The sequence below is a fragment of the Lentzea sp. NPDC036949 genome, assembly GCF_055608075.1.
On the sequence record NZ_JBVJRA010000001.1, the window covers coordinates 249,759 to 267,346 of the forward strand.

A 17,588-nucleotide genomic window follows, 5' to 3' on the forward strand; every position below is an offset into this window, starting at 1 on the left:
TTGCTGCAATGGGCATCGAGATGCCCGCCGAGGTCCGCTGGCTCATCCCGATCGTGGTGGGCGACAGCTGGCCGGAAGGCGACGAGACGGCACTGCAACGCCTCGCCGAGGTGTGGCAGACCGCCGCGACCGACATCGACAACGCCATGCGCGAGGCGGACGACGCCGTGGCGCAGGCCACGTCCCACATGGACGGCGAGGCGGCGGAGGCGTTCAAGAAGTACTGGGAGAAGTTCGTCAAGGGCGAGGAAGCCACCTTGCCCAAGATGAAGAACGTCTCCGAGAAGCTCGCCACCGCCTGCCGCAACTGCGCCATGCAGATCGAGTACGCCAAGCTCTCGATCATCATCGCGCTGGTGATCCTGGCCATCCAGATCGCCGCGATGATCGCCTCCGCGGTGGCGTCCTTCGGCGCCTCGACCGCAGGCATCGTCCCCGCCCAGCTGGCCACCCGCGCCGGCGTGCAGATCGTGTTCCGGCAACTGGTGCAACGGCTGATGCAGCAGGTCGGCCGCAACCTCATCGGAAAGCTCGCCGTGCAGGTGGGCATCGAGGTGGCCACCTCCGTGGCCACCGACCTCGCCGTCCAGGGCATCCAGCTGGCCAAGGGCACCCGTTCCGAGCTCGACGGCAAGCTCACCCTCGACGCCGCCAAGTCGGGTCTCATCTCCGGCGCCGTCGGCTTCGGCGTGGGCGCCGGCGCGGGCAAGGCCCTCGGCGACGGCGTAGGCGACTCGATCGGCCGCTCCATCGGCCGCAACGCCGCCGAGGAAGCCCTCATCGGCGCCGGCTCCGCACTGGCCGAGGGTGCCCTGTCCGAGGAGGGCATCCAGGCCGGGGACGTCCTCTTCGGCGCCACGTCGGGGGCGGTGAGCGGCAGCGTTTCCGGCCTCAAGTCGGGCATGGAGGGCGTGAACGCCGACTTCGACGCCCCTGCGGCCGGCGACATGCCCACGGCACGCCCCGACGGTCCGCCCGCTGCGCCGTCCGCTCCCCCGGTCGCCCCTCCTGCGGCGTCTTCCGCTCCCCCGATCACCCCTCCTGCGGCAGCTTCGACCGCGCCGTCCGGGTCGGACAGCCCTCCCCCGCCGCGTGCCGCGGACGCGGTGAACACGTCGTTCGCGGGCCCACCCACCGACCAGCCGCCCCACCGCCCGGCCACGCCCGAAGCGGCCCCGTCCTCCGCTGCCCCGTCCTCCGCGGCGGCTGCTCCGCAGCAACCGCAGGGCTTTCAGCACGCTCCCGCACAGACCGGTCCAGCGCCTCAGGGTCCGGGCCAGCAGAGTCCGGGCCAGCAGGGCTCACCCGCCGCGGCTCGCTCGGTGCCGACGACGGCCCCCTCGACCTCCTCGCCGAGCAGCGCACCCGTCTCGACGCCGGGTGGGCACGCCGGCACCTCGCCGACCAACGCCGGTCCTCACCCGTCCGGCAGCAGCCACCAGCCCGTGCCCGTCGGCAGCAGCACGTCCGCACCCCACGGCCGCACCGGCCCGGCACCGTCGGCACCTGCCCCCGGCAGTCAGGCGTCAACCGGCCCGGTCCCGTCCGGCCCCGCCTCCCACGGCAACCACGCGCCGAACGCCTCCGCCCCCTTCCAGCCGGCACCGACGACCTCGGCCCCACCGCCGACCGCTCCGCGCACACCGCCGGCGGACGGCGTGCACCAGGCGGCGACGTCGGCACCTCTGCTCCCGCCGACGCACCGCACTGCCAACGACGTCCCCCAGCACCAGCCTGCCCACGTGCCGCCACAGCACGCCCAGACCTCCCCGCCGCAGCACGGCCAGGTGCCACCGCCGCAGCACCGCTCCGCTCCACCGGCAGCCGCTCCGGCACCGCACCGCGCTCCCCAGCCTCCCCCGTCCCCGCACCGGCCGGCCCACCCCGCGGGCCCGTCACCGCACGCCCGTCCGTTGCCACCGGCCGGGCCGTCCCCGTACCCCGCGCACGCACCACAGCCGCCTGCCGACGCCGCCTCGCCGCACGAACGGCCCGCGCGCACGCCGTGGGAGGAGCACAAGAGGCTGCGGAGCCCGGTGCCGCTGCCGGACCGCTTCGAGCACCTGCAGGACGACGTCAGGCACACCCGGTCCGGCCTGTCGCTGCACGACGACGAGTTCAAGGCCTACTCGCAGTCGGCGGCGATGATCGCCCCCGACCCGCACCGCTACACCGTTGACCTGCACGGTTCCACCGACGACGTCCGGGTGGGCGGCACCAGGCTGACGCCGGAGGACCTCGCCGACATCATCAGGTCGAGCGGCGACTGGGACGGCAGGCAGCCGATCCGCCTGGTCTCCTGCCAGACCGGCACGAGGTCGGACGGGTTCGCGGCCCGGCTGAGCCAGGAGCTCGGAGTCGACGTCGTCTCCCCCACCAAGGACGCGTGGGTCGACGACATGGGCAACGTCTTCGCGAGCTCGTCGCACTTCGACCACGTCCGCGGCGACTTCTCCCCCGGCTGGCCGCCGAACGGCGACTGGGTCACCTTCAAGCCGGACGGCACCAGCACCCGGCACGACCGCCCGACCCCGCCCGGCACGACCCCCACGTGGGGCGGCGCGACACCGGAGCACCACCCGCGCGCATGGCGCCGCGGCGAACCGACGGACTGGGTGCGCGACGCGTCCGGCGAGTGGCACCCGGTGCAGCCGGACGGCCACCAGCGACCGGTCCACCCCGGCGCACCGCCACCGGGCTGGTCGGACCGGCAGCCACCGCGGCGGCAGGGACCTCCACCGGGGCTGCCGCCTCGCAGTGGGACGCCCGTGGGCGGGATGCCTCCGGGTGGGGTTCCGCAGCGCCCGGCCCACGGTCCCGGCCAGCCGTGGGCAGGGCAGCAACGCCCGCAGCACGGGGCCGACCCGCGCACGTGGCACCAGCAGCAACGCCCGCTCCAGCCACCGGTTGGCCGGCACCCGCAAGCAGGGCAGCACCCCCAGGCGGGACCGCGTCCGCAGCAGGCCGGACCACGCCCGCAGGCCGGACCACCTCCGCAGGCAGGGCCTCGCCCGCAAGCCGGACAACATCCACAGCCTGGTCAGCACCCGCAGACCGGTCAGCACCCGCAGCCCGCGCCACGTCCGCACACCGGCCAACACCCGCAGGCCAGGTCACACCCGGCAGCTGGGCAACACCCACAGGCCTGGCAACACCCACAGGCCGGACCACGTCCGCACACCGGCCAGCACCCGCAACAGGGCAGGCCCGCACCACAGCAGAGCCAGCCCCCGCAGCACCACGGTCACCCGCAGCACAACGGCTACCCGCAACACCACAGCCACCCACAGCACCGCAGCCACCCGCAGCACCCCGACCAGCTGCGGCGCCCGATGGCGCCTCCCGCCGGTCACCACCCCCAGCAGGCACGGCACACCGCGCCGCCGAACGCCGGGCCGCCTCGTCCGGTGCACCCGGCACAGGGCCCGCAGCCACCTCGCCGACCGGTGCCCCCGGGCAGCACCCAGGACCAGCCGTGGAACCGACCGGCCGATCCGGCACGGCACCAGCCGGCCCCGGTCCAGCACACGGTCCCCACCCAGGCCGACGCACCGCAGCCCCGGAACACGGAGCCGGAAGCTCCTCGACGGCAGCGGTCGCTGGAGGACATGAGCCAGGCGGAGCTGGAGCAGCACGCCGTCAAGCTCTACGCGCTGGAGCACCCCGAGCTGTCCATGGCCGAGGTGTGGATCCGGACGGCGGGCCTCGAGGTCGGTCCCGACGGCAGGTTCATCGAGCCGGACGCGGCCTCGACCGCACCCCGCGAGTCGGCGCAGGACGCGATGCAGCGCAGGTTGAACAAGGCCGCGACGGAGTACGTCGACCGGGTGTTCAAGAACAAGGGGGAGATCACCGGCGGGCGCAACGACGAGAAGCCGACCTTCACCCCCGGTGGGGAGCTGCCGCCCGGCCACACCCGCCAGGCACCGCCCGGGATGCTCGACGGCGCTCCGGTGCAGGTGGACGTCTCGGCCATCCCGGAGAAGCCGGTCTACCGCGACGTCCAGGGCCTGCGGCAGATGCTCAGCCAGCCGCTGCTGCGCATCGACGGCGGCAGTGCGGCCGACATCCACGCCGGTCAGGGCATCGCGCCGCGCAACCCCGAGGCGCTGAGCATCAACAACCACGTGGCGGGCGGCGCGATGTCCGGGTTCGGCGACAAGATCGTCACGGGCTCCGCGCACGTGTCGTTCACGATGGACGTCGACCACGCGCCCGGCCGGTTCGAGACGAACATGAGGTTCAACGCCGACACCGACGTGAAGACGGAGAGCGGGCTCAACAAGAGGGTGGAGCGGATCACGGAGGCGTACCACCCGAACGGCGTCAACGTCGACTTCACCTACCACGACGCGGGCCAGAACGGCACGCACGGGGAGTCGGAGTACGTGTTCCCCGGCGGCATGGGCAACGAGTACGTCTACCGGACCTGGGAACGCGTCACGTACTTCGACGACAACGGCGACATCCACGACACCAGCGTCGGCAACCCCCAGGTGAACGAGAACTTCAAGTGGCTCGCGGAAATGCAGGAGCTGGAGGCAGAGCTATGAGCGGGGTGCCAGAGGTGCACGTCGACTGGTACCTGGGCAGGTCCCCCCTGCCCGACGTCGACGACGAGGGCATTGCCCTGGCCGCCCGCAACCCCGGTGGTCAGGTCGGCTACTACGACCTCCACCAGCCGCGGGAGAAGCGCGACGACACCCGGACCCTGAAGGGGCTCCGCGAGGTCGGCCCGGACGGTGCGTTCACCGGTGAGGAGTGGCGCAACCCCGGTTTCGTGCCGCACCCGGACACCGCGGGCACCAGGTTCCACACGGACTTCGAACTGGAGCTGTGGCGCACGATCAACGGGTTCGTACGGCTCGGGCCGTTCGCGCGGGCGTTCGCGGAAGCGGAGCTCATGGCCATGTGCGACGAGGGCGAGGAGCTGGTGCTCCGGCCGAACGAGCACGGCGACCGCACGCTCGACGTCTGCACCTCGTTCGTGCGGGTGCCGAGCACCTGGCCGCACTGGACGTCGGTGCGCGGCATCGACCTGATCAGGCACCTCGGCCACGGCCGCCACCACGTCGGCCTGCAGCTCAACCGGTCGTCCAAGCCGAAGCTGCGGATACCGGTGCAGACGCTGGCCGAGCTGCACCGGGCCGAGAGCGAACGAGTCAACGACCTCATGCGCGTCGGGCCGCTTCCCGCGACGCCGACGCCGATGGGCACCGCGATGCCGGGAGGACAGCAGTGAAGGCGATCTTGTCCGGTCCGCTGGGCAGGACCACGCACGCGGTCTGGTCCGACCAGCTCTGCGTCGCGCGTGCGGGGCAGGACGGTGCGCGCCAGTACGTCGTCGTCGATCCCGACCCCGACGACGACATCGCGGGCACGCCGTTGCAGCGCAGCCTCGTCGAGTCGTGGTTCACGCTCATCACCGTTGCCCTGGCCGGTGAGACCGCCGCCGAGGTCGTCGCCGCCGACGGTGCGGACCTCGTCACCAGCCCGCTCTCCCTGCGGGTTCCCCGGAGCTGGCGGCTGCGCGGGCCCGCCGGCGAGTTCGACCGGCTCTGCCAGGTGCGGGTCGACCACCTGTCCTTCCTGGACGAACCACCCGCGGCGCACGGCGTCTCGCTGGCGTGGGGACCGCCGGGGGAACCGGACCTCGACGCGATCGTCGACGCGATCACGGCGGAGCTCGCCTCGTCCGCACCCGAGGGGTGGACGCGGATCAGCGTCGAGTGCGACGCGACGGCCGGGTGGCAGGTCCTCACGACCACGGTGACGACGGCGGACGGCGAGGAGGTGCACTGGCTGCCGTCGGCGGTGGTGAGCCAGTGGTTCCACCGGCTCAGGGCCGCGGGCTACTCCTACCCGTTCGGGGCGTGGTTCACCGCCCGCTACGCGCTGGAGGACGGCGGTCGGCCGACGCTGGCCTTCGACACCGAGGCCGAACCCGCCTGGCGGCCGTACTTCAGCGACCTCGCGGACTTCGCGGCCCAGGCCCTGCGGCACGAGCCGACGTTCTACCCGCGCAACCCCCGGTACGTGCCGGGCTGGCTCAGCGCGGCGCTGAGCACGACCGGCACGCTGAAGCCCGAGCCGCGGGCGAAGGCACCGCACCGGCCGGAGCTGCTCCTGGCGCGGGCGGTCGACGGCATGTCCGCGGACGGCGTGGCGCTCGCCTACCGCACCCCGGTCGTGCGGTTCGAGAAGCAGGCGGTGCTCGACTACCTGCGCGGCGCACCGGTCGTGCTGTCCTCCCGCGGTCTCGCACCCGACCTGGTCGACCCCGAGCACCCGGAAACGGTGCCGATGGTGTTCCACACCGACGGCAGGTGGGTCTGGTCCGGTTCGGTACCGCACTACCTCGAACACCACGACATCGCGCCGGACACCGCGCTGCTCGCGCACATCAGGGCCAACCGGTACCGCCCGCCCGACCGGCTGCCCTCCGCGGTCAGGGCGCGGGCACTCGCGACGGCCACCGGCAGCGCCGAGGAGGAACCGGGGCTGCAGGAGGAGTTCGAGCAGGCGGCGAGCGCCGCCCTGGACATCGCCGCCCACCTCGGCCTGGACCCCGCGCGCTACTCGGTGGGCGAGCAGGTCGACGGCGCGCTGTGCCTGGTGCGGGTCGGTGACCGCTACGCCGTGTACTGGGTGAACGAGGACGAGCGGCGGTTCTACGCCGAGTTCGACAGCCCGGGAGACGCGGCGACCTACCTGATCGGGTTCTTCTACTCCTACGCGGGATCGCTGCAACGAGCGTGATCCCCACGCGGTGGCCACCTGGTTCACTGTGCGGCGTGGACGACCTGATCGCGGCGATGGCCTCGTTGACCGGCTCTTCCGGCGACCCGGAGGTGCTGGGCGGCGACCGCGGTGACGTCGTGGTGGTGCGGGTCGGTGACGTGGTGGCCAAGGCGCACGCGGCGGACACCGACGTCGAGGCGCTGGCGCAGCGGCTGGAGATCGCGGCCGCGCACCCGGAGCTGATGCTGCCGCCGTTGCGGCCGGTGCAGTTCGTGGACGACCGGCCGGTGACGGTGTGGCCGTACGGGACGCCGGTGAGCCAGGCGGACCCGGACTCGGCGCCGTGGGAGGAGAGCGCGCAGCTGCTCGCGGAGCTGCACGCGTTGCCGGCGCGGGGGCCCGTGGCGGGGGCGCCGGAGCGGATCGTGCGGGCGATCAGGGCGTTGCCGCCGGAGCTGCCGCACGCGGACGTGGTGCTGGCGGCGTTCGCGGTGCTGCCGCCGCTGGGCATGTCGACGCGGGCGTTGATCCACGGCGACTGGCACCTCGGGCAGCTGGTGCACCGGGGGGCGTGGCGGTTGATCGACGTGGACGACCTGGGGGTCGGCGACCCGGTGTGGGACCTGGCCCGACCTGCGGCGTTGTTCGCGGCGGGCATCCTGCCGGCGGACCTGTGGGCGCGGTTCCTGAACACCTACCGTGAAACGGGGGGTGTGGCGCTGCCGACATCAGAATGGGAAGCGCTCAACATCCCGGCCCAGGCGTACGTTGTGCAAATGGCAGCGCGGGCACTCGTGACCGGTCTGCAGGCCGTGGAACCGCTGGTCGAGGCTTGTCGTCGGATCGCTGCGGCGCATGAGCACGACGACCGCGGCTAATATCGTTTTGTCCGGTCCCACCGCAGGAGGCTCACCACGATGCAGTGTCCCAAGTGTCATGCGAACATGCGCACGTTCGACCGCATGGGCGTTCACATCGAGCAGTGCGACGGCTGCCGCGGCGTCTTCCTCGACTACGGCGAGCTCGAGTCCATCACCCGCCTCGAGGCCCAGATGCACACGCCGCCGCCGGCCGCTCCGGCCCCGCCGCCCGTCGCCTACCCGCAGCCGGTCCAGCCCGGTTGGGGCGCCGCGCCGCAGCAGGTCCACCACCACCACGGCGGCCACCACGGTTACGGCTACGGCCACCGCAAGCACCACGGCCTCTCCGGCCTGTTCTTCTCCTCCTGACGCCCGCGCGACGGCCCCGGACCCCCGACTCCGGGGCCGTTGACGACTACCGAAAATCAGGGCGATAATCGGTAGTCAACAGGAGGAGGAGCGATGTCCGTCGCAACCGAGGCCGCCCAGATCCGCGACCTGTTCGACACCATCGAAGAGCTCGAGTCCGTCGCGTCTTCCCTGGCGGAGGACGACGAACGCCGCCACCGGCTGGACGGCGTGGTGGCGAAGACCCTGCGCCAGGCCCCGCCGGTGCGCCCGGTGGTGGCCGGTGAGCTGCTCGACCTCACCGAGAAGACCGTGAAGGCCTGGGCCCGCGAGGGCGTGCTGGCCATCCACAGCCAGGAACCGCGCATGCTGCTCGACACCGTGCGCCTGCACGAGGTGCTGCACCTCGTGTCCGACCTCCGCCGCGCCGGCAAGACCCGCGGCCTCCTCGACGAAGTCCACCGCCGCCTCAGCGACCAGTCACTGCTCGAACGCAGCGACCTCGCCGCCTCCCTCGACGAGATGCGCAGCGGCAGGGGACGCGTGGTCCGCCCGGTCTGAGATCCCCTTTGCTCCAGGTCGTAGAAACCCACATCGCCCACGCCCAGGCAGCCGGCCTCCGCGGCCGCGCCCGCGTCGCCTACGAGCGCTTCCTCGACGAGCTCGCCCACTCCGGCTGCGCCGCCCTCGGCTACCGCGTCACCGGCCCCGAACCGCTGCCCCGCCTGTGCGTGAAGCACCTGCGCGGTGCCGACCGGGTCGTCGTCGCCTTCCCCTCCCCCGACGTCGTGTGGGTGCTGCTGGTCGGCCCGCACGACGACGATCCCGGCCTCGACCTCTACGAGGTGCTGTACGAGATGGCCGGCGTCCGCCCGCGGTTGTCGGAGAAGCGCACGAAACCGCGGTGCTGCACCGACGAGTCCGGCGTGCCGCCGCTGGTGGACGAGCAGCTGGTCGACGACCTCGTCCTGCGGGCCCGCGCGCTGGCCCGTGCCCGTCGCCGCTGATCGCTGCCACACTCGGCTGATGCGCGCCGAAGTTGTCCTGGTCCGGCATGCCCGGTCGACGCCTCCCCGCCGCGGCGGCCCTGACGAGTACCGCAGGCCGCTGACCACGGAGGGCCTGGCGCAGGCCGAACACCTCGTCGCGCACCTCGCCGGGATCGAGCCCAGCCTCATCGCCTCCAGCCCGTACCTGCGGGCGGTGCAGACCGTCGAACCGTTCGCCCGCGCGCTGGGCCTGCCCGTGCGCACCGGCCACGACCTGCGGGAGTGGGACTCCGGCATCGACCCCACGCCGGACTACGCGCGCCACTACGCCGAGAGCTGGGCCAACCCGCACTTCGCCCGCCCCGGCGCGGAGAGCCTGCACCAGCTCACGGCCCGCGCCACGGCGGTCCTGACCTCGCTCGCCCGCGAGCACGGGGACGGCCCCGTGGTCATCGGCAGCCACGGCACGTTCGTGTCCCGCGCGCTCGTCGGTTTCGGCGTCGACACCGTGGACCACTCGTTCTCGCAGGCCATGTCGATGCCGGCGATCTACCGGCTCCGCTTCACCGACCACGGTGTCGAGGTCTCCGGGCCGGGGCTGTGACTCACCGACAATAAAAGTTGTCAAGACAGCTGGAGTTGTCCTAGGCTTCGGGCATCACGACGAACGGAGACGGCGATGTCCTTCCAGGCCTACCTCGACGGCGCGGAGAAGAAGACCGGCAAGACCCCGGCCGAGCTGCTGGCGGCCGCCGCCGAGCAGGGCTACGACGGCAGCACGAAGGCGGGCGTCTTCCTGGAATGGCTGAAGACGGACTACGACCTGGGCCGCGGGCACGGGATGGCACTCCACCACGTGCTCAAGAACGGCGCGGAGATCAGCGCCAAGCACGTCGGCAGCACCGGCAGCCACCGGGACGACTCCACCGCGCTGCGGCTGGACGGCCTCGCCCACCGCTGACGGCACAAACGGAACGGCCCCCGGAGCAGAAGCTCCGGGGGCCGTTCTCCACTAGCGCGTTCAGCGGTAGTCGCGACCGAAGTCGTAGTCGTCCAGCGGCACCGCGGCACCAGTGCCCGTGCCGAAGACGTCCGGGGTGTAGTACCCGTCGTCGTACGAGGGGATGGCGTACGCGGCAGCGCGCGCCTCCTCGGTCGGCTGGACCTGGATGTTGCGGTAGCGGTTGATGCCCGTACCGGCCGGGATCAACTTACCGATGATGACGTTCTCCTTCAGACCGATGAGCTTGTCCGAACGCCCGTTGATGGCGGCGTCGGTCAGCACACGCGTGGTCTCCTGGAACGACGCGGCGGACAGCCACGAGTCCGTTGCCAGCGAGGCCTTCGTGATACCCATCAGCACCGGACGTCCGGCCGCCGGCTCGCCACCCTCGGCGACGACGGCGCGGTTGCCCGACTCGAAGTCCGCGCGCTCGACCAGCGAGCCCGGGAGGAACTCCGTCGCACCCGAGTCGATGATCGTGACCCGGCGGAGCATCTGCCGGACGATGACCTCGATGTGCTTGTCGTGGATGGCCACACCCTGGGCGCGGTACACCTTCTGCACTTCCTGCACCAGGTGCAGCTGGGCCTCGCGCGGGCCCATGACGCGCAGGACCTCGTGCGGGTCCGGGGTACCTTCCAGCAGCTGCTGACCGACGGCCACGTGGTCGCCGTCCTGCAGCGGGCCGGTCGCCGTGTTCGCGAGGCGCTGACGCTTCGACAGCTTCTCGAACACGATCTCCTCGGAACCGTCGTCCGGGATCAGCGTGATCTTCCAGAAGCGGTCGCCGTCCTCGATGCGGACGCGGCCGTCGACGTCGGCGATCGGCGCCTTGCCCTTCGGGACGCGGGCCTCGAAGAGCTCCTGGACACGGGGCAGACCGGTCGTGATGTCGTCACCGGCCACACCACCCTGGTGGAACGTGCGCATCGTCAGCTGCGTGCCCGGCTCACCGATCGACTGGGCGGCGACGATGCCGACGGCCTCGCCGACGTCGACCAGCTGACCGGTCGCCATCGAGCGGCCGTAGCAGGACGCGCACACACCGACCGCGGACTCGCAGGTCAGGACCGAGCGCACCTTCACGCGGATGATGCCCGCGTCGACCAGCGACTGGAGCGCCGGGTCGCCGAGGTCGTCACCGCGGTTCAGGACCAGGTTGCCCTGCGCGTCGAGGATGTCGTCCGCGACGGTGCGGGCGTAGACCGAGGTCTGCGCGAACTCGTGCAGGCCGACCTTGTCGCCCAGCTGCTCGCCGACGGTCATCTGGACACCACGGGTGGTGCCGCAGTCGACCTCGCGGATGATGACGTCCTGCGAGACGTCCACCAGACGACGGGTCAGGTAACCCGAGTCGGCGGTGCGCAGCGCGGTGTCGGCCAGACCCTTGCGGGCACCGTGCGTCGCGATGAAGTACTCCAGCACCGACAAGCCCTCGCGGAACGAGTTCTTGATCGGGCGCGGGATGTACTCACCCTTCGGGTTGGTGACGAGACCACGCATACCCGCGAGCGAACGGACCTGCGTCATGTTGCCGGCGGCGCCGGACTGCACGATGACGCGGATCGAGTTGTCCTCGGGGAAGTTGTCTTCCATGATCTCGTGGACCTGCTCGGTGGCCTTGGTCCACACCTTGACCAGCTCGGAGTTGCGCTCCTCGTGGGAGAGCTGACCGCGCTGGTAGCGCTTCTCCACCGCGTCCGCGAGGCGCTCGTGCTCCTCGAGGATGTCCTGCTTCGCGGCGGGGACGAGGACGTCCGAGATCGCGACGGTCACACCGGAACGGGTGGCCCAGTGGAAACCGGCGTCCTTCAGCTTGTCCAGCGTCCGGGCGACGGTGACCATCGGGTACCGCTCGGCCAGGTCGTTGATGATGATGGCCTGCCGCTTCTTGGGCATGACCTCGTTGATGAAGGCGTAGTCCTGCGGCAGGATCTCGTTGAACAGCACGCGACCCAGCGTGGTCTCCGCGAGCCACGGCTGACCGGGCTCCCAGCCCTCGGGCTCCTGGCCCTTGGGCGGGTTCTTGTCGGAGACGCGGATCTTCACCATCGACTGCAGGCCCAGGACCTTGCGGTCGAACGCCATCAGGGCCTCGGCGGGCGACGAGTAGAAGTGGCCCTCGCCGATGTCGCCGGGCTTGTGCCGGGTCAGGTGGTACAGACCCGTCACCATGTCCAGACGCGGCATGGCCAGCGGCTTGCCGGACGCCGGGGACAGGATGTTGTTCGACGACAGCATCAGGACGCGGGCCTCGGCCTGCGCCTCGGCGCTCAGCGGCAGGTGGACCGCCATCTGGTCACCGTCGAAGTCGGCGTTGAACGCCTCACAGACCAGCGGGTGCAGCTGGATGGCCTTGCCCTCGACCAGCTGCGGCTCGAAGGCCTGGATGCCGAGGCGGTGCAGCGTGGGTGCGCGGTTGAGCAGCACCGGGTGCTCGGTGATGACCTCTTCCAGCACGTCCCACACGGCCGGGCGCGCACGCTCGACCATCCGCTTGGCGGACTTGATGTTCTGCGCGTGGTTGAGGTCCACGAGCCGCTTCATCACGAACGGCTTGAACAGCTCCAGCGCCATCTGCTTGGGCAGACCGCACTGGTGCAGCTTGAGCTGCGGGCCGACCACGATGACCGAACGGCCGGAGTAGTCGACGCGCTTGCCGAGCAGGTTCTGGCGGAACCGGCCCTGCTTGCCCTTCAGCAGGTCGGACAGCGACTTGAGCGGGCGGTTGCCGGGCCCGGTGACCGGGCGGCCGCGGCGGCCGTTGTCGAACAGCGCGTCGACGGCCTCCTGCAGCATCCGCTTCTCGTTGTTGACGATGATCTCGGGCGCGCCGAGGTCGATCAGTCGCTTGAGGCGGTTGTTGCGGTTGATCACGCGGCGGTACAGGTCGTTCAGGTCCGAGGTCGCGAAGCGGCCACCGTCGAGCTGCACCATCGGGCGCAGGTCCGGCGGGATGACCGGGACGCAGTCCAGGACCATGCCCTGCGGGTTGTTGCGGGTCGCCTGGAACGCGGCGACGACCTTGAGGCGCTTGAGCGCACGCAGCTTCTTCTGGCCCTTGCCGCTGCGGATCGTCTCGCGCAGGACCTCGGCCTCGGCGTCCACGTCGTAGTCACCCAGGAGCTTCTGGATGGCCTCGGCGCCCATGGCACCGGTGAAGTAGTCGCCGTAGCGGTCGTACAGCTCGCGGTAGAGCAGCTCGTCCGCGATCAGCTGGGCGCGCTCGAGCTTGGTGAAGGTGGACCAGATCTCGTCGAGGCGGTCCAGCTCGCGCTGGGCGCGGTCGCGGAGCTGGCGCATCTCACGTTCGCCACCCTCCTTGACCTTGCGGCGCACGTCGGACTTGGCGCCCTCGGCCTCGAGCTCGGCCAGGTCGGCCTCGAGCTTCTGGGCGCGGGCCTCCACGTCGGCGTCGCGGCGGTTCTCGACGCGCTTGCGCTCGACCTGCATCTCGCTCTCGAGCGTCGGCAGGTCGTTGTGGCGCAGCTCGGCGTTCACGCCCACGATGACGTAGGCGGCGAAGTAGATGATCTTCTCGAGGTCCTTGGGGGCCAGGTCGAGCAGGTAGCCCAACCGGCTGGGGACGCCCTTGAAGTACCAGATGTGCGTGACCGGAGCGGCGAGCTCGATGTGGCCCATGCGCTCACGACGCACCTTCGCGCGGGTCACCTCGACGCCGCAGCGCTCACAGATGATGCCCTTGAAGCGCACGCGCTTGTACTTGCCGCAGTAGCACTCCCAGTCCCGGGTGGGACCGAAGATCTTCTCGCAGAACAAGCCGTCCTTCTCGGGCTTGAGCGTGCGGTAGTTGATGGTTTCGGGCTTCTTGACCTCGCCGTAGGACCACTGGCGGATGTCGTCCGCGGTCGCGAGACCGATGCGGAGCTCATCGAAGAAGTTGACGTCGAGCACGTCTACTCTCTTCCCCTTTTTAGATCGGTGGCAAAGGAGCTGGTCGGAGGGCCGGTGAGGGACTGCGTCCGATTTCTTGGCTCGGAGGCAGCCCCATCACCAGCCGGCGAGGTGACTAGTTGACGACGTCGTCCACGGAGGGCGACTCGGACCTCGACAGGTTGATGCCGAGGTTCGCGGCCGCGCGCTCCAGGTCCTCGTCGTCGCCGTCGCGCATCTCGATCGCGGCACCGTCCGAAGACAGGACCTCGACGTTGAGGCAGAGCGACTGCAGCTCCTTGAGCAGCACCTTGAAGGACTCCGGGATACCGGGTTCCGGGATGTTCTCGCCCTTGACGATGGCCTCGTAGACCTTCACGCGGCCGAGCACGTCGTCGGACTTGATGGTGAGCAGCTCCTGCAGGGTGTACGCGGCGCCGTACGCCTGCATCGCCCAGCACTCCATCTCACCGAAGCGCTGACCACCGAACTGCGCCTTACCACCCAGCGGCTGCTGCGTGATCATCGAGTACGGGCCGGTCGAACGCGCGTGGATCTTGTCGTCCACCAGGTGCAGCAGCTTCAGGATGTACATGTAGCCGACCGACACGGGGAACGGGTACGGCTCGCCGGAGCGGCCGTCGAAGAGCTGCGCCTTCCCGTTCTCCTTGACCATGCGCTCGCCGTCGCGGTTCGGGATCGTCGAGCCGAGCAGGCCCGTGATCTCCTCTTCCTTCGCGCCGTCGAACACGGGGGTCGCGGTCTTGGTACCGGGCTCGACCTCCAGCAGGTCCTCGGAGAGGTTCTTCGCCCAGTCCGGGTCGCCGTTGATGCTCCAGCCCTGCTTGGCGATCCACCCGAGGTGGGTCTCCAGCACCTGGCCGATGTTCATACGACGCGGAACACCGTGCGTGTTCAGGATGATGTCGACCGGCGTGCCGTCCTCGAGGAACGGCATGTCCTCGACGGGGAGGATCTTGCCGATGACGCCCTTGTTGCCGTGGCGGCCGGCGAGCTTGTCACCGTCCTGGATCTTGCGCTTCTGGGCCACGTAGACGCGCACGAGCTCGTTCACGCCCGGAGGCAGCTCGTCGTCGTCCTCGCGCGAGAACACGCGGATGCCGATGACCTTGCCGTACTCGCCGTGCGGCACCTTGAGGGAGGTGTCGCGGACCTCGCGCGCCTTCTCACCGAAGATCGCGCGGAGCAGGCGCTCCTCCGGCGTCAGCTCGGTCTCGCCCTTGGGCGTGACCTTGCCGACGAGGATGTCGCCCGGCTGGACCTCGGCACCGATGCGGATGATGCCGCGCTCGTCGAGGTCGGCGAGGACCTCCTCGGAGACGTTCGGGATGTCCCGGGTGATCTCCTCGGCGCCGAGCTTCGTGTCGCGGGCGTCGATCTCGTGCTCCTCGATGTGGATCGAGGTGAGAACGTCGTCCTGCACGAGGCGCTGCGACAGGATGATCGCGTCCTCGTAGTTGTGGCCTTCCCACGGCATGATCGCCACGAGCAGGTTCTTGCCGAGCGCCATCTCGGCGTTCTCGGTGCACGGACCGTCGGCCAGGACCTGGCCCTGCTCGACCCGGTCGCCCTCGTTGACGATGGGCTTCTGGTTGATGCAGGTGCCCTGGTTCGACCGGCGGAACTTGTGCAGCGCGTAGGTGTTGCGCGCACCGTCGTCGGCCATGACGGTGATGTAGTCGGCGGAGACCTCCTCGACCACACCGGTCTTCTTCGCGACGACGACGTCACCGGCGTCGACCGCGGCGCGCAGCTCCATGCCGGTGCCGACGAGCGGCGACTCGGAGCGGAGCAGCGGCACGGCCTGGCGCTGCATGTTCGCACCCATCAGGGCGCGGTTGGCGTCGTCGTGCTCGAGGAACGGGATCATGGCGGTCGCGGCCGACACCATCTGGCGCGGCGAGACGTCCATGTAGTCGACGTCGGTCGGGTCGATGAACTCGACCTCGCCGCCCTTCTTGCGGACCAGGACGCGGTCGTCGGTGAAGTTGCCCTCGTCGTCGGTCGGCGAGTTCGCCTGCGCCTTGACGAAGCGGTCCTCCTCGTCCGCGGTCAGGTAGTCGATCTGGTCGGTGACCCGGCCGTCGACGACCTTGCGGTACGGCGTCTCGATGAAGCCGAACGGGTTGACCCGCGCGTAGGACGAGAGCGAACCGATCAGGCCGATGTTCGGGCCTTCCGGCGTCTCGATCGGGCACATGCGGCCGTAGTGCGACGGGTGGACGTCGCGGACCTCCATGCCGGCCCGCTCACGGGACAGACCACCGGGACCCAGCGCCGACAGGCGGCGCTTGTGGGTCAGACCCGCGAGCGGGTTGGTCTGGTCCATGAACTGCGACAGCTGCGAGGTGCCGAAGAACTCCTTGATCGCCGCCACGACGGGACGGATGTTGATCAGGGTCTGCGGCGTGATGGCCTCGACGTCCTGCGTGGTCATGCGCTCGCGGACGACGCGCTCCATGCGGGACAGACCGACGCGGATCTGGTTCTGGATCAGCTCGCCGACCGTGCGCAGGCGGCGGTTGCCGAAGTGGTCGATGTCGTCGACCTCGACCGGCACGTCGCCACCGGCGGCGGCGTCCATCATCGTCTCACCGGCGTGCAGGCGGACGAGGTACTCGATCGTCGTGACGATGTCGTCCTCGGTCAGCACACCGGTGTTGATCTCGGTGTCCAGGCCCAGCTTCTTGTTGATCTTGTAGCGACCAACCTTCGCCAGGTCGTAGCGCTTGTCCTTGAAGAACAGGTTCTCCAGCAGGGCCTGCGCGGACTCCTTCGTGGGCGGCTCGCCCGGACGCAGCTTGCGGTAGATGTCGAGCAACGCCTCGTCGGTACCCGCGGTGTGGTCCTTCTCGAGCGTGGTCAGCAACGTCTCGCTGAACGCGAACCGCTCGCGGATCTGCTCCGTGCTCCAGCCCAGGGCCTTCAACAGCACCGTCACCGGCTGGCGACGCTTGCGGTCGATGCGGACACCCACGGTGTCGCGCTTGTCGACGTCGAACTCCAGCCAGGCACCCCGGGACGGGATGATCTTGACGCTGAAGACGTCCTTGTCCGTCGTCTTGTCGACCGCGGTGTCGTAGTAGACACCAGGCGAGCGAACGAGCTGCGAGACAACCACGCGCTCGGTGCCGTTGATGATGAACGTGCCCTTGTTCGTCATCATCGGGAAGTCACCCATGAACACCGTCTGGCTCTTGATCTCGCCAGTGGTGTGGTTGGTGAACTCCGCCGTGACGAACAGCGGTGCCGCGTACGTCATGTCCTTGTCCTTGCACTCCTCGGTCGAGGCCTTGACCTCGTCGAAGCGCGGGTCGGAGAAGGACAGTGACATGGAGCCGGAGAAGTCCTCGATCGGCGAGATCTCGTTGAGGACCTCTTCGAGGCCGCCCGTCGGGGTCTCGTCGCCGGCGTCGACGCGGCGCTGGAACCACGCCTCGTCACCGGTGAGCCATTCGAAGGACTGGATCTGCAGGTCGAGCAGGTTGGGCGTCTGAAGCGGCTCGTGAATCTTCGCGAAGGAAACTCGCTTCGGCGCTCCAGGGATCCCCGACGTGGAGTTGGTCGCAGCAGTGGCCTTGGTCGCGCGAGAGATCGCCAAGATGCGTCCTTCCAGGGACAAATAGCTGGCTAGAGCGAACTAGCACGGCTGTCTAGGGTGCGGCGCTGCTCGACTAATCCACGCTCTCGGCGAAGGGCAAGCGGAAAATGGGCAGCGCAAAGGGGCAGTCT

At 70.2% G+C, this 17,588-nt stretch carries 11 protein-coding genes; 9 read left to right on the forward strand and 2 right to left on the reverse strand.

The window, feature by feature from the left end; translation table 11 throughout:
* Positions 1-8 precede the first annotated feature (8 nt).
* The 9 genes from ACZ7CD_RS01260 (at position 9) to ACZ7CD_RS01300 (ending at position 9,899) form a co-directional block, all read left to right on the forward strand.
* Positions 9-4,553 carry a WXG100 family type VII secretion target gene (locus tag ACZ7CD_RS01260; protein WP_470378135.1) on the forward strand — a complete coding sequence of 1,515 codons (4,545 nt, stop codon included), beginning with the start codon at positions 9-11 and terminating at the stop codon, positions 4,551-4,553.
* Entirely contained in the window at positions 4,550-5,242 is a 693-nt protein-coding gene (locus ACZ7CD_RS01265; RefSeq protein WP_458434478.1) for a hypothetical protein, read from the forward strand. The genes ACZ7CD_RS01260 and ACZ7CD_RS01265 overlap by 4 nt, the downstream gene beginning before the upstream one ends.
* Positions 5,239-6,759, forward strand: a complete 1,521-nt coding sequence (locus ACZ7CD_RS01270) for a hypothetical protein (RefSeq protein ID WP_470378136.1) — start codon at positions 5,239-5,241, stop codon at positions 6,757-6,759. Before ACZ7CD_RS01265 ends, ACZ7CD_RS01270 begins: the two co-directional genes overlap by 4 nt.
* A gap of 35 nt (positions 6,760-6,794) precedes the next feature.
* Complete coding sequence (locus ACZ7CD_RS01275; protein WP_470378137.1) at positions 6,795-7,619, forward strand: phosphotransferase family protein; 825 nt, start codon at positions 6,795-6,797, stop codon at positions 7,617-7,619.
* A gap of 39 nt (positions 7,620-7,658) precedes the next feature.
* Positions 7,659-7,970, forward strand: a complete 312-nt coding sequence (locus ACZ7CD_RS01280) for a TFIIB-type zinc ribbon-containing protein (RefSeq protein WP_360395713.1) — start codon at positions 7,659-7,661, stop codon at positions 7,968-7,970.
* Positions 7,971-8,063: 93 nt separating this feature from the next.
* The gene (locus tag ACZ7CD_RS01285; protein WP_360395711.1) at positions 8,064-8,510 is read left to right on the forward strand and encodes a hypothetical protein; all 447 of its coding nucleotides are present in this window, start codon (positions 8,064-8,066) and stop codon (positions 8,508-8,510) included.
* 8 nt (positions 8,511-8,518) lie between these two features.
* Positions 8,519-8,956, forward strand: coding sequence for a hypothetical protein (locus ACZ7CD_RS01290; RefSeq protein ID WP_470378138.1), 438 nt, complete (start codon positions 8,519-8,521; stop codon positions 8,954-8,956).
* Positions 8,957-8,975: 19 nt separating this feature from the next.
* Positions 8,976-9,542, forward strand: coding sequence for a histidine phosphatase family protein (locus ACZ7CD_RS01295; protein WP_458430180.1), 567 nt, complete (start codon positions 8,976-8,978; stop codon positions 9,540-9,542).
* A 75-nt stretch (positions 9,543-9,617) separates the two neighbouring features.
* Positions 9,618-9,899, forward strand: a complete 282-nt coding sequence (locus ACZ7CD_RS01300) for a DUF4287 domain-containing protein (RefSeq protein WP_458430179.1) — start codon at positions 9,618-9,620, stop codon at positions 9,897-9,899.
* Positions 9,900-9,959: 60 nt separating this feature from the next.
* On the opposite strand, the gene ACZ7CD_RS01305 is transcribed toward ACZ7CD_RS01300, so the two are convergent.
* A complete protein-coding gene (locus ACZ7CD_RS01305) occupies positions 9,960-13,856 on the reverse strand; it encodes a DNA-directed RNA polymerase subunit beta' (RefSeq protein WP_360395703.1) in 3,897 nt (1,298 codons plus the stop codon).
* 115 nt (positions 13,857-13,971) lie between these two features.
* Positions 13,972-17,457: a DNA-directed RNA polymerase subunit beta gene (gene rpoB, locus ACZ7CD_RS01310; protein WP_360395701.1), complete on the reverse strand. Its 3,486-nt coding sequence runs from the start codon at positions 17,455-17,457 to the stop codon at positions 13,972-13,974.
* Between the last annotated feature and the right edge of the window lie 131 nt (positions 17,458-17,588).